This is a genomic window from Bradyrhizobium sp. WYCCWR 13022 (assembly GCF_030435535.1).
In the GTDB taxonomy this organism is placed as follows: domain Bacteria; phylum Pseudomonadota; class Alphaproteobacteria; order Rhizobiales; family Xanthobacteraceae; genus Bradyrhizobium.
This window is the reverse complement of sequence record NZ_JAUIZJ010000010.1, coordinates 353,204-365,805: the sequence shown is the minus strand read 5'-3', so window position 1 is coordinate 365,805 and position 12,602 is coordinate 353,204. Positions and strand designations below refer to the sequence as shown.

Annotated in this window: 9 protein-coding genes; 6 read left to right on the top strand and 3 right to left on the bottom strand. The window is 63.9% G+C overall.

Translation table 11 applies throughout. The features are described 5' to 3' along the window. Window positions 1–9 precede the first annotated feature (9 nt). Window positions 10–1,953, bottom strand: coding sequence for a PrkA family serine protein kinase (locus QY049_RS17375; RefSeq protein WP_194479859.1), 1,944 nt, complete (start codon window positions 1,951–1,953; stop codon window positions 10–12). 298 nt (window positions 1,954–2,251) lie between these two features. Continuing rightward, the gene (locus QY049_RS17370; protein ID WP_301269703.1) at window positions 2,252–2,911 is read right to left on the bottom strand and encodes an STM3941 family protein; all 660 of its coding nucleotides are present in this window, start codon (window positions 2,909–2,911) and stop codon (window positions 2,252–2,254) included. Between the two features lie 289 nt (window positions 2,912–3,200). Here QY049_RS17370 and QY049_RS17365 point away from each other — a divergent pair, with 289 nt between their 5' ends. Genes QY049_RS17365 through QY049_RS17340 form a run of 6 tightly spaced genes read left to right on the top strand, consistent with a single transcriptional unit; the run spans window position 3,201 to window position 10,702 of the window. Next, window positions 3,201–6,050: a bifunctional transaldolase/phosoglucose isomerase gene (locus tag QY049_RS17365; RefSeq protein WP_301269702.1), complete on the top strand. Its 2,850-nt coding sequence runs from the start codon at window positions 3,201–3,203 to the stop codon at window positions 6,048–6,050. Between the two features lie 13 nt (window positions 6,051–6,063). Further along, window positions 6,064–7,062: a phosphogluconate dehydrogenase (NAD(+)-dependent, decarboxylating) gene (gnd, locus tag QY049_RS17360; RefSeq protein WP_301269701.1), complete on the top strand. Its 999-nt coding sequence runs from the start codon at window positions 6,064–6,066 to the stop codon at window positions 7,060–7,062. A 25-nt stretch (window positions 7,063–7,087) separates the two neighbouring features. Further along, the gene (gene zwf / locus QY049_RS17355; protein ID WP_194479855.1) at window positions 7,088–8,599 is read left to right on the top strand and encodes a glucose-6-phosphate dehydrogenase; all 1,512 of its coding nucleotides are present in this window, start codon (window positions 7,088–7,090) and stop codon (window positions 8,597–8,599) included. Continuing rightward, window positions 8,599–9,348, top strand: coding sequence for a 6-phosphogluconolactonase (gene pgl / locus QY049_RS17350; RefSeq protein WP_301269854.1), 750 nt, complete (start codon window positions 8,599–8,601; stop codon window positions 9,346–9,348). The genes zwf and pgl overlap by 1 nt, the downstream gene beginning before the upstream one ends. Then, on the top strand, window positions 9,335–9,874 hold the full coding sequence (locus QY049_RS17345) for a gluconokinase (RefSeq protein ID WP_194479854.1): 540 nt from the start codon (window positions 9,335–9,337) through the stop codon (window positions 9,872–9,874). The genes pgl and QY049_RS17345 overlap by 14 nt, the downstream gene beginning before the upstream one ends. A gap of 15 nt (window positions 9,875–9,889) precedes the next feature. After that, window positions 9,890–10,702, top strand: a complete 813-nt coding sequence (locus QY049_RS17340) for an HAD family hydrolase (protein ID WP_194479853.1) — start codon at window positions 9,890–9,892, stop codon at window positions 10,700–10,702. Window positions 10,703–10,782: 80 nt separating this feature from the next. Here the strand turns inward: QY049_RS17340 and QY049_RS17335 are convergent, their stop codons facing one another. Continuing rightward, window positions 10,783–12,585 (bottom strand): glycoside hydrolase family 15 protein, encoded by a 1,803-nt coding sequence (locus tag QY049_RS17335; protein ID WP_301269700.1) that lies wholly within the window; start codon window positions 12,583–12,585, stop codon window positions 10,783–10,785. Between the last annotated feature and the right edge of the window lie 17 nt (window positions 12,586–12,602).

Below are 12,602 nucleotides of genomic sequence, written 5' to 3'. Positions count from 1 at the left end.
TCATCCGTCTCAACCGGCTTGCTTCACGCGCATGTACCATTCGACCAGTCGGCGAACCTGACGCTCGGTGTAGCCGCGCTCCACCATGCGTGCGACGAACTCGCCGTGCTTCTTCTCCGTCTCGCCGTCCTTCTTCGAACCGAACGAGATGACCGGAAGCAGGTCCTCGACTTGGGAGAATATCCGCTTTTCGATCACATCGCGAATCTTCTCATAGGATGTCCAGGTCGGATTCTTGCCGCCGTTCTGGGCCCGGGAGCGTAACGAGAATTTGACGACCTCGTTGCGGAAATCCTTGGGGTTGGCGATGCCCGCCGGCTTCTCGATTTTCGTCAATTCCTGGTTCAACAGTTCGCGATCGAGCAACTGGCCGGTGTCGGGATCCTTGAAGTCCTGATCCTCGATCCAGGCATCGGCGTAGTCGACGTAGCGGTCGAACAGGTTCTGGCCGTAATCGGAGTAGGATTCCAGATAGGCTTTCTGGATCTCGTTGCCGATGAACTCGGCATAGCGCGGCGCAAGCTCGGCCTTGATGAATTCGAGATAGCGCTTCTCGACTTCCTCCGGCAGTTGTTCACGTCTGATCGATTGCTCGAGCGCGTACATCAGATGCACGGCGTCGGCGGCGACTTCCTGCGGGTCGTGGTTGAAGGTCGCTGCCAGGATCTTGAAGGCGAAGCGGGTGGAGACGCCGTCCATGCCTTCGTCGACGCCGGCGGCATCGCGATATTCCTGGACGCTGCGCGCCTTCGGATCGGATTCCTTCAGGCTCTCGCCGTCGTAGACCCGCATCTTGCCGAACACGGTGGAATTCTCGTGCTTGCGCAGGCGCGACATCACCGAGAACCGCGCCATCGTCTCCAGCGTCGACGGCGCACACGGCGCCGATGCCAGCTCGGAGCCCTGGATCAACTTCTCGTAGATCTTCTGCTCCTCGGTGACCCGCAGGACATAGGGCACCTTGATCACACAGATGCGGTCGATGAAGGCTTCGTTGTTCTTGTTGGCCTTGAAGCTCGCCCACTCCGCTTCGTTGGAGTGCGCGAGGATGACGCCGGTGAACGGGATCGCGCCGATATTCTCGGTGCCGATGTAATTGCCTTCCTGCGTTGCGGTCAGCAACGGATGCAGCATCTTGATCGGCGCCTTGAACATTTCGACGAATTCGAGCACGCCTTGGTTGGCGCGATTGAGGCCGCCGGAATAGCTGTAGGCGTCGGGGTCGTTCTGCGCATAGGTCTCGAGCTTGCGGATATCGACCTTGCCGACCAGCGAGGAGATGTCCTGGTTGTTCTCGTCACCCGGCTCGGTCTTGGCGATCGCGATCTGGCGCAGCCGCGACGGCTGAATCTTGGCGACGCGGAATTGCGAGATGTCGCCGCCGAAGGCTTCCAGCCGCTTGTAGCACCACGGACTCATGAGGCCGGTGAGGCGGCGGCGCGGAATGCCGTACTTCTCTTCCAGCATCGGCCCGAGTTGATCGGGGTCGAACAGGCTCAGCGGGCTCTCGAACACCGGCGAGAGTTCGTCGCCGGCCTTGAGCACGTAGATCGGATGCACTTCCATCAGCGACTTCAGCCGCTCGGCGAGCGATGACTTGCCGCCGCCGACGGGGCCGAGCAGGTAGAGGATCTGCTTGCGCTCTTCCAAACCTTGCGCTGCGTGCCGGAAGAATCCGACGATGCGCTCGATCGTCTCTTCCATGCCGTAGAAGCCGGCGAAGGCCGGATAGGTTCGGATCGTGCGGTTCAAAAAAATACGGCCAAGGCGTGGGTCCTTGGCCGTGTCAATCGTTTGAGGCTCGCCGATCGCCGCTAGTAACCGTTCGGCCGCGTTCGCGTATTTCATGGGATCGCTTCGACACGATTCCAGGTATTCCGCCATCGACATGTCGTGCTGGCTTCTCGCCTCGAACGACCGAGCGAAAGCGTTGAATAGAGAATCGTTGTACATGATCCCTCTCCGCGTGAGTTCCGCTACAAGCTGAAACGAAAGCAGTTACTGGACCGTTCCTCAGGCCGCTTCTCGAATCAGCGTGAGCACATGACGATCATTGGACACCCGGGTGCCAACACGACGCAACGCACAAGGTAGGCACTCGCTGAACTACGAACAGGCACTTGCCTGTAATTTGTGCGAATCTCCAACCATCTTGGCGTATTTCCAGAATTTGTCACTGGCTCGCCACATCCGGGCAATACCGGGGCGAGCCTCTCCGGCACTGCAACATGACAATCCGCGAGCGGCAAACTTATGACGCTTGCAGGGCAATGCCTTGCGTGCCGCGTTCATCTTCCTGCTGCATTGCGGTGGCTCGAGTGCCCGCAGCGGCCTGGCTCCGTGCAGCATGACAATCGCGGCAAGCGCGCAGCAATGTGTCAAAATCGGCCGCCAGCCCCTCCGAACGGATGACGATCCGGTCCGGTTTGCAGCGCGCCGCGGTGCGGATGCAAGCGAGCTGCCGCTGCAAGGCGGGCGTCGGGGTCAGCACAATCGCCTTGTGCCCCCTGATGTCTTCGGCCGAGATATCCGAGATGAACTCCCAGAGCAGAAATTCATTGCCGATCCGCAAGTCGCGGATGCCATAGGGGGTGACGATCACCACCGGCCCGCGTTCGGTCGGCAGCAGCCAGATCAGCCAGGCGGTGATGGGACCGAACAGCGCGACTCCAACATAACCCACCGCCCCGTCGTAACCGCCGATGTGGCCCCACCAGTCGAAGGCGAGGTTTGCGCTCAACAGCGTCATCGCGAAGCCCGCCGCGACCAGCAGCCGCAGGCGCATGACACATGGACCGATTTCGAGATCATGGGATGCATCGATGCAGACGGCCGGCGCGATCGATTGCCGGCTATCGGCGATGACAACGCCATCAGGACGTGCGTGCATGCTTTCCCCCAGCATGGCCATTCGCGACCCAGCCTATGACGATCAGGCGGATCGATGATCCACCGATGACACTCCGACGCGACAGACCGACCTCACGCAACAAGACATCGGCCGACCATCCCGGCCAAATTTTTATTACGCAAAACCGCGACTGCCGCCTGGATCGCCATGATCGCGACGGAGTTAAACTGAGAGTATGACGCCTACGCCCTGGATTGGTTCCCTCCCGGGAGCATGTGAGCTAAAGGATAGCGCGTCAGGACCCTCGCGGAAACCCCCTCCGCCCGCAGGCTTGGAGATAAAAAGCACCATGAATCCCGTCAAAGAACTGGAAAAGCACGGACAAGCCGTCTGGCTGGACTTCCTCGCCCGCGGCTTCATCGCCAAGGGCGACCTGAAGCGGCTGATCGACACCGACGGCGTCAAGGGCGTCACCTCCAATCCCTCCATTTTCGAGAAGGCGATCGGCAGCTCGGACGAATACGACGCCCCGATCGGCAAGGCGCTGAAGCGCGGCGACCGGACCGTGGCCGATTTGTTCGAGGCGGTCGCGGTCGAGGACATCCAGAACGCCGCCGACGTGCTGCGTCCGGTCTATGACAAACTCAAAGGCCGTGACGGCTATGTCAGCCTCGAGGTCTCGCCCTATCTGGCAATGGACACATCAGGCACGGTCGCCGAGGCACGGCGGCTCTGGAAGGACGTCAATCGCAAGAACCTGATGGTGAAGGTGCCGGCGACGGTCGAGGGCCTGCCGGCGATCCAGACGCTGATCGGCGATGGCATCAGCATCAACATCACGCTGCTGTTCTCCAAGGCGGTCTATCTCCAGGTCGCCGAGGCCTATATTGCCGGCCTCGAAAAATACGTCGCCGGCGGCGGCAACCCCTCCCATGTCGCGAGCGTGGCGAGCTTCTTCGTCAGCCGCATCGACAGCGTGGTCGACAAGCAGCTCGACGAGAAGATCGCCCGCGCCAATGACCCGTCCGAGAAGGAGCGGCTCGCCGCGCTGAAGGGCAAGATCGCGATCGCCAACGCCAAGGTGGCCTACCAGGACTACAAGCGCCTGTTCTCGGGGCCGCGCTGGGAGAAGCTTGCCGCCAGGGGCGCCAAGCCGCAGCGCATGCTGTGGGCCTCGACCGGGACCAAGAACAAGGACTACAGCGACGTGCTCTATGTCGAGGAGCTGATCGGCCCCGACACCATCAACACCGTGCCGCCGGCAACGCTCGATGCGTTCCGCGACCACGGCAAGCCGCGCGACAGCCTCGAGGAGAATGTCGAGGACGCCCACCGGGTGCTGGACGAGCTGGAGCGCTCCGGCATCTCGCTCGACGCCATCACCGAGGAACTGGTCAAGGACGGCGTCAAGCTGTTCGCCGACGCCGCCGACAAGCTCTACGGCGCGGTCGCCCACAAGCGCGCCACCGTGCTCGGGCCGGCGATCGACCGCCAGCAGCTTTCGCTCGGCGACGGCCTCGGCAAGGCCGTGGCCAAGAGCACCGAGGAATGGCGCGCATCGGCCAGGATCCGCAGGCTGTGGCAGCGCGACAAATCAGTCTGGACCGGGACCGACGAGAACAAATGGCTCGGCTGGCTCGACAGCGCGGCGAAGGCCGACGTCGCCGACTATGAGGACTATGCGAGCCGCGTGAAGGGCCAGAAATTCTCCGACGCCGTCGTGCTCGGCATGGGCGGATCGAGCTTGGGCCCCGAAGTGTTGGCCGAGACCTTTGCGCGGAAGGCGGGCTTCCCGAAGCTGCACGTGCTGGATTCCACCGATCCGGCACAGGTGCGGGCGATGGAGGCCAAGATCGACATCGCCAACACGGTGTTCATCGTCTCCAGCAAGTCCGGCGGCACCACCGAGCCGAACGCGATGAAGGATTATTTCCACGCGCGCGTCGCGCAGGCGCTCGGCCCGAAGGCCAAGACCGGCTTCCGCTTCATCGCGGTGACCGATCCCGGATCGTCGCTGGAGAAGGCGGCCAGGAAGCTGAACTACGCCCGCATCTTCCATGGCGAGCCCTCGATCGGCGGCCGCTATTCGGTGCTGTCGCCGTTCGGCCTCGTGCCCGCGGCCACCGCTGGCATCGACGTCAAGACCTTCATCAAGCATGCGCTCTCGATGGCCCGCTCCTGCGGACCGGACGTGCCGCCGAGCGAGAACCCGGGCGTGCAGCTCGGTCTTGCCATGGGCCTCGCCGGCCTCGAAGGCCGCGACAAGGTGACGATCCTGTCGTCGAAGAAGATCGCCGATTTCGGCGCCTGGGCCGAGCAGCTGATCGCGGAATCGACCGGCAAGGAGGGCAAGGGCCTGATCCCGATCGACGGCGAGCCGCTGGGCGATCCTTCCGTCTACGGTACGGACCGGTTCTTCATCGACATCCGCACCGAAGGCGAGGCCGATGCCGGCCATGACGCAAAGCTCGCTGCGCTCGAGGCGGCCGGTCACCCCGTCGTGCGCATCGTGATGAAATCGATCGACCATCTCGGTCAGGAGTTCTTCCGCTTCGAGATGGCAACGGCGGTGGCGGGTGCGATCCTCGGCATCAATCCGTTCGACCAGCCCGACGTGGAAGCAGCCAAGACCAAGACCCGCGAATTGACGTCGGCCTACGAGAAGACCGGTGCGCTGCCGCCCGAAGAGCCGGTCGTCAGCACCAAAGAATTCGATCTCTATACCAACGACACCAACGCCGCCGCGCTTCGCACGATGGGAGCCAATGGCGACCTCACCTCCTGGCTCAAGGCGCATATCACGCGCTCGCGGCGCGGCGACTATTTTGCCCTGCTCGGCTATATCGCGCGCGACAAGGCCACGATCGAGGCGCTCCAGGAGATGCGGACGGCCGTGCTCGAAAAGCGGCATCTGGCGACCGCCGCCGAGTTCGGCCCGCGCTTCCTGCACTCCACGGGCCAGGCCTACAAGGGCGGGCCCGACAGCGGCGTGTTCCTCCAGATCACCGCCGACGACGCCAAGGATCTCGCCGTGCCGGGCCAGAAGGCCAGCTTCGGCGTGATCAAGGCGGCGCAGGCCCGCGGCGATTTCGACGTGCTCACCGAGCGCGGCCGGCGCGCGCTGCGGGTGCACCTGAAGGGGCCGCTGAAGAAAGGTCTCGCCGCGCTCAATGCCGCGCTCAACGACGCACTGAATTAAGGGAATCTCTCACATGCAACTCGGCATGATCGGCCTCGGCCGGATGGGCGGCAACATCGTTCGCCGGCTGATGCGCCACGGACATTCGACCGTGGTCTATGACAAGGACGCCAAGGCCGTCGCCGGCCTTGCCGCTGACGGCGCGGTCGGCTCGGCAACACTGGAAGAGTTCATCTCGAAACTGGAGCGGCCGCGCACGGCGTGGGTGATGCTGCCTGCGGGCCGCATCACCGAGCAGACGATCGAGACGATCGCGGGCGTGATGCAGGACGGCGACGTCATCATCGACGGCGGCAACACGTTCTGGCAGGACGACGTCCGTCGCGGCAAGGCCCTGAAGGCGCGCGGCATCCACTATGTCGACGTCGGCACGTCAGGCGGCGTCTGGGGTCTCGACCGCGGCTATTGCATGATGATCGGCGGCGAGAAGCCCGTCGTGGACCGCCTCGATCCGATCTTCGCCGCCCTCGCACCCGGCGCCGGCGACATTCCGCGCACCGAGGGACGCGATGGACGCGATCCCCGCATCGAGCAGGGCTACATCCATGCCGGCCCTGTTGGCGCCGGCCATTTCGTCAAGATGATCCACAACGGCATCGAATACGGCCTGATGCAGGCCTATGCCGAAGGCTTCGATATCCTCAAGAACGCCAACATCGACGCCTTGCCCGCCGATCATCGCTACGATTTCGATCTCGCCGACATCGCCGAAGTCTGGCGGCGCGGCAGCGTGATCCCGTCCTGGCTGCTCGACCTCACCTCGACCGCACTCGCCGACAGCCCGCAGCTCGCCGAATACTCCGGCTTCGTGGAAGATTCCGGCGAAGGACGCTGGACCGTGAATGCGGCGATCGACGAGGCGGTGCCCGCCGAAGTCCTGACCGCGGCGCTCTATACCCGTTTCCGTTCGCGCCAGGAACACACCTTCGCCGAAAAGATTCTCTCTGCGATGCGCGCAGGGTTCGGCGGCCACAAGGAGCCGAAGCAGCCGGACGCTTCGAAGACCAAGTAAGCAACAAAGCGAAGGCCATCAGTTCGTGACAAAAGACCCGCAAGCCAAGCGCAAGCCGGAAAACTGCGCCTTCGTGATTTTTGGTGTCACCGGCGACCTCACCCATCGCCTGGTGATGCCGTCACTCTACAATCTCGCGGCCGAGCACCTGTTGCCGGAAAAATTCTGCGTCGTCGGCGTGGCCCGCAAGGGTCAGTCGGATGACGAACTGCGCGACAGCCTGTCGAAGGGGCTGCGCCAGTTCGCGACGCGGCCCGTGGACGACGACATCGCCCGCAAGCTGCTGGAATGCGTGACCTTCGTCGAGGCGGACGCAAAGGACCCGCCCTCGTTCGATCGCCTGCGCGAACACCTGGATTCGCTGGAATGCGCCCAGGACACCGGTGGCAACCGCCTGTTCTATCTGGCGACGCCGCCGGCCGCATTCGCGCCGACCGCACGCGAGCTCGGCCGCACCGGGATGATGAAGGAGAACGGTGCCTGGCGGCGGCTGGTGATCGAGAAGCCTTTTGGCACCGACCTCGCCTCGGCCAAGGCGCTGAACGCAGAGCTGCTGAAGATGATGGACGAGCACCAGATCTACCGGATCGACCATTATCTCGGCAAGGAGACGGTGCAGAACATTCTGGTGCTGCGCTTCGCCAACGGGATGTTCGAACCGATCTGGAACCGCAACCATATCGACCACATCCAGATCACGGTGGAGGAGAAGCTCGGCGTCGGTCATCGCGGCGGGTTCTACGACGCCACCGGCGCGCTGCGCGACATGGTGCCGAACCATCTGTTCCAGCTGATGTCGCTGGTCGCGATGGAGCCGCCGGCCCGCTTCGACGCCCATTCCGTGCGCTCCGAGAAGGCCGAAGTGCTGACCTCGATCCAGCAGCCGAGTCACGAGGAAGCGCTGAAGAACTCCGTTCGCGCGCAATATCTCGCAGGACGCATCGGTGACGACGAGATTCCGGACTACCGCAAGACCGAGGATGTCAAACCCGGCAGCACCACCGAGACCTTCGTCGCGCTCAAGCTGATGATCGACAATTGGCGCTGGGCGGGCGTGCCGTTTTACCTTCGCACCGGCAAGGCGCTCGGTCACAAGCGCACGGAAGTCGCGATCAAGTTCAAGCAAGCACCGCTGTCGATGTTTTCAGGAACGACGGTCGACCGTCTCTCGCAAAACTTCCTCACCGTCGGCATCGCGCCGACCGAGACCATCGAGCTTCAGTTCAACGCCAAGATTCCGGGGCCCAGCATCACCATCGACGGCGTCGAAATGAAGTTCAAGTACGGCGACTATTTCCGCGCCGATCCGTCCACCGGCTACGAGACGCTGATCTACGACTGCATGATCGGCGACAACATCCTGTTCCAGCGCGCCGACGGCATCGAGGCCGGCTGGGCGGCCGTGCAACCGTTCCTCGACGCCTGGAAGAACGCAGGCAGCAACGGCATCGAGACCTATGAGGCCGGCAGCGACGGTCCGAAATGTGCAGACGAGCTGCTGCGCCGCGACGGCCGCAGCTGGCGGAAGTTTTCATGATGGCGGCGGCCGACCTGCCGAAGCTGATCGTCGTCGCCGACGCCGAGGCCATGGCGCAAGCCGCTGCCGAACGGGTCGTGGCGCGGATGGCAGCCAATCCTGGCCGCATCGCGATCTGCCTCACCGGCGGTTCGAGCCCAAGGAAGCTGTATCAGCTGCTGGGCAGCGACGCATATCGCGACAAGATCCCCTGGGGTCGCGTGCACTGGTTCATCGGCGACGAGCGGTTTGTCCCCGCGACCGATCCCCTCAACAACATGACGGTCGCCCGCACGACGTTTCTGGATCGCAACGCACCCGCCGATCACATCCATCCGATCCCGACCACGGCCGAGACTCCGGACGAGAGTGCCGAAACCTATGCGCGCGAGCTGAAGGCGTTCTATGGGTCTGAAAGCCTCGACCCGGCGCGGCCGCTGTTCGACATGGTCCTGATGGGCGCCGGCCCTGATGGCCACACCGCCTCGCTCTTCCCGGGCTATCCCGCGGTCGAGGAGACCGCGCGCTGGGTAGTCGGGGTCCCCAAGGCCAATGTCGCGCCCTTCGTGCCGCGGGTCTCGCTGACGCTTCCCGCGCTGGCGGCCTGCCGCGAGATGCTGTTCGAGATTGCAGGGCATGACAAGCTGCCGATCTTGACGCGCCTGCTCAATGGCGAGAATCTGCCGGCGTTACGCGCGCGCTCGAATGGTGAGACCGTCTGGATGGTCGACAGGGGCGCGCTTCCGGAGGGAATTCGTGGCGGGCGTTAAAGCACCTTGTGCGTTGATCGTGATGGGCGTGTCGGGCTCGGGCAAGAGCACGGTTGCAGAGGCGCTCGGCGAGCGTCTCGGCTGGCGGTTCGAGGACGGCGACAGCTTTCACCCCGCAAGCAATGTCGAGAAGATGCGGGCCGGCCACCCCCTCACCGACGAGGACCGCTGGCCCTGGCTCAACGCCATCGCCGACGAGATCTCGCGGGTCTGCAACGAGGGCGAGCACGTCATCATCGCCTGTTCGGCGCTCAAGCATACCTATCGCGACGTGCTGCTGCGCGGACGTGACGACGTGCGCTTCGTGTTCCTGAAGGGCACGCAGGAGCTGATTGCCGACCGGCTCGCGCACCGCAAGGGCCATTTCATGCCGCCCGGGCTTCTCACCAGCCAGTTCAGCACGCTGGAGCCGCCGGAGGCGAGCGAGCATGTCATCACGGCCTCGATCGACGAATCGGTCGAGGCGATCGTCGACGGTATCGTACGGCAGCTGAAAATCGACGGCGGCAAAAGCAAAGCCGGATAACTCCAAGGTCCTGCCATGACGAAGATCTCTCTGGTCGTTTCCGACGTCGACGGCACGCTGCTCACAAAGGACAAGACGCTGACGGACGGCGCGCGGTCCGCTGTGCTGCGGCTGCACCGGGCCGGCATCGGCTTCACCATCACCTCCAGCCGCCCGGCGATCGGCATGCGCTTCTTGATCGAGCCGCTGGCGCTGTGGCTGCCGGTCGGCCCGTTCAACGGCTCGTCGATCGTCGATCCCGAGATGAATCCGGTCGAACAGCACCTGATCCCGAAAGACGCGGCCGAGCGCAGCTTGCAGATCCTGCGGGAGTTCGGCGCCGACATCTGGCTGTTCACCTACGACAAATGGCTGATCGACAACCCCAGCGGCAAATACGTCGCGCATGAGCAGCACACGATCCGCTCCGACCCGACCATCGTGACGGATTTTTCGCCGTATCTCGCCGGCGCCTGCAAGATCGTCGGTGCCAGCGCCGATGCGGCAGGCCTCGAGGCCTGCGAGAAAGCGATGCAGCAGGCGCTCGGCAGCGCTGCGACCGCGGTCCGCTCGCAGACCTACTATCTCGACATCACCCCGCCCGGCGTCAACAAGGGCACGTTCGTTGAGGCGATGGCCAGGCGCCTCGGCATTTCCCTGGATGCGGTCGCCACCATCGGTGACATGCAGAACGACCTTGCCATGTTCCGTGTCAGCGGCACCTCGATCGCCATGGGCAACGCCACCGACAGCGTCAAGGACCAGGCCACCAACGTCACCGCGACCAACGAGCAGGATGGTTTTGCCGAGGCGATGGAGATGATTTTGAAGCGGAACGGGGTGGGTTAGAGCTTGATCGTTCGGGTCAGTCGCCGCTGATGGTTCACCTCTCCCCCGTCGGGGAGAGGTGAAGGACATGCCCCGCCGATCTATTTCGACCGCTGCATCGCCGGCTTGTCGCTGGCGTGCCTTGCCGCCGAGAGATTATGCGCGGTGTTGATCAGCGCGATGTGAGTCAGCGCTTGCGGGAAATTGCCGGTCTGGCGGCGTGCGACGGAGTCGTACTCTTCGGCCAGCAGCCCGATATCGTTTGCGAGCGCCGCGATACGATCGAACAGCGCCTGCGCCTTGTCGACATCGCCGGCGAGCACATGGGCATCGGCCAGCCACAATGTACAGGCCAGGAACGCACCCTCGATCGGCTGGGTCTCCTCCGAGGTTTCGCGCGGATCGTGGCGAAGCACGAAGCCATCCCGCATCATGTGCTTCTCGACGGCGGCAATGGTGCCGCGGATACGCGGGTCCGATGCCGGCAGGAAACCGACTCCCGGGAGCAGCAGCACACTGGCATCGAGCAGTTTCGAGCCGTAGGACTCGACGAAGGCCCCCTCCTCCGCGTCAAACCCCTTGTTGCACACGTCGCGATGAATCGCTTCGCGCAGGGCGCGCCAGTGCAAGAGCGGCGCCTTGAAGCCGAACGTCTCGGCGCTCTTGATGGCGCGGTCGAACGCAACCCAGGTCATCACTTTTGAGAAAACGTAATGCCTGGGCTGGCCGCGGCGCTCCCAGATGCCGTGATCGGCCTGGTCCCAGACCTCGGCGAGATGCTGGAGCACGGCGCATTCCAGCGCCCAGGTCGCCTCGTCATCGAGCTTGAGCTTGGCCATGCGCGACTGGTGGAAGGCGTCGATCAACTCGCCGTAGACGTCGAGCTGAAGCTGCGCATGCGCGGCATTGCCGACGCGCACGGGCTTGGCGCGCTCATAGCCGTCGAGCCAGCCCGCTTCCCATTCCAGCAGCCGCCGCTGGCCCCAGATGCCGTACATGATCTGCATGTTGGCGGGCGAGCCGGCCGCGGCGCGCAGCAGCCAATTGTGCCAGGCCAGGGCTTCCTCGGAATAGCCCGAGTTCATCAGCGCCAGCAGCGTGAAGGTGGCATCACGCAGCCAGCAGAAGCGGTAGTCCCAGTTCCTGGCACCGCCGAGCTTTTCGGGCAGCGAGGTGGTCGGCGCGGCGACGATGCCGCCGGTTGGGCCGAAGGTGAGCGCTTTCAGCGTGATGAGTGAACGCATGACGAGATGATGGTAGTCGCCCTTGCGATCGCAGCGGTCGCTCCATTCCTTCCAGAACTTCTCGGTCTCCTGAAGCGCGAGCTCAGGGTCGATCGCCTGGGGCGGATCGAGATGCGAAGGGCCGTAGGTCAGCACGAACGGCACGGTCTCGCCGTCCCTGACCTCGAAATCGGACACCGTGGTCAGATCCTCGCCGCGCGTCTCGACTGGCGTGCGCAGCACCGTCATGTCCTGGCCGGCAATGGCCATCAGCGAATGGTCGATCCGCCGCACCCAGGGAATGTCGACGCCGAAGCCGAAGCGGATCACGAGCTCCATCCGCATCTTCACCCTGCCCTTGAGGCCGCGCACCAGCCGCACGATGTCGGAGGCCTTGCCGCGCGGCGGCATGAAATCGACCAGCGCGACGGTGCCGCCTTTGGTCTCAAAGCGCGTTTCGAGGATCAGGGTATCGCCGAGATAGCGGCGCGAAGTCGTCGTGACCTCGTCGGCCGGCGCAACCAGCCAACGGCCATTCTCGCGCGTGCCGAGGATCGCGGCAAAGCAGGCATCGGAATCAAAGGCCGGCCAGCACAGCCAGTCGATCGAGCCGTTGCGCCCGACCAGCGCTGCGGTCTCGCAGTCGCCGATCAGCGCATAGTCCTCGATCTTCTGTGACAATGTGTTGCGAGCCTTGC

Coding starts and splice junctions, on each gene's coding strand:
- gnd (WP_301269701.1), top strand. CDS start 6,064: ATGCAACTCGGCATGATCGGCCTCGGCCGGATGGGCGGCAACATCGTT.
- QY049_RS17370 (WP_301269703.1), bottom strand. CDS start 2,911: ATGGCCATGCTGGGGGAAAGCATGCACGCACGTCCTGATGGCGTTGTC.
- QY049_RS17365 (WP_301269702.1), top strand. CDS start 3,201: ATGAATCCCGTCAAAGAACTGGAAAAGCACGGACAAGCCGTCTGGCTG.
- pgl (WP_301269854.1), top strand. CDS start 8,599: ATGGCGGCGGCCGACCTGCCGAAGCTGATCGTCGTCGCCGACGCCGAG.
- QY049_RS17375 (WP_194479859.1), bottom strand. CDS start 1,953: ATGTACAACGATTCTCTATTCAACGCTTTCGCTCGGTCGTTCGAGGCG.
- QY049_RS17340 (WP_194479853.1), top strand. CDS start 9,890: ATGACGAAGATCTCTCTGGTCGTTTCCGACGTCGACGGCACGCTGCTC.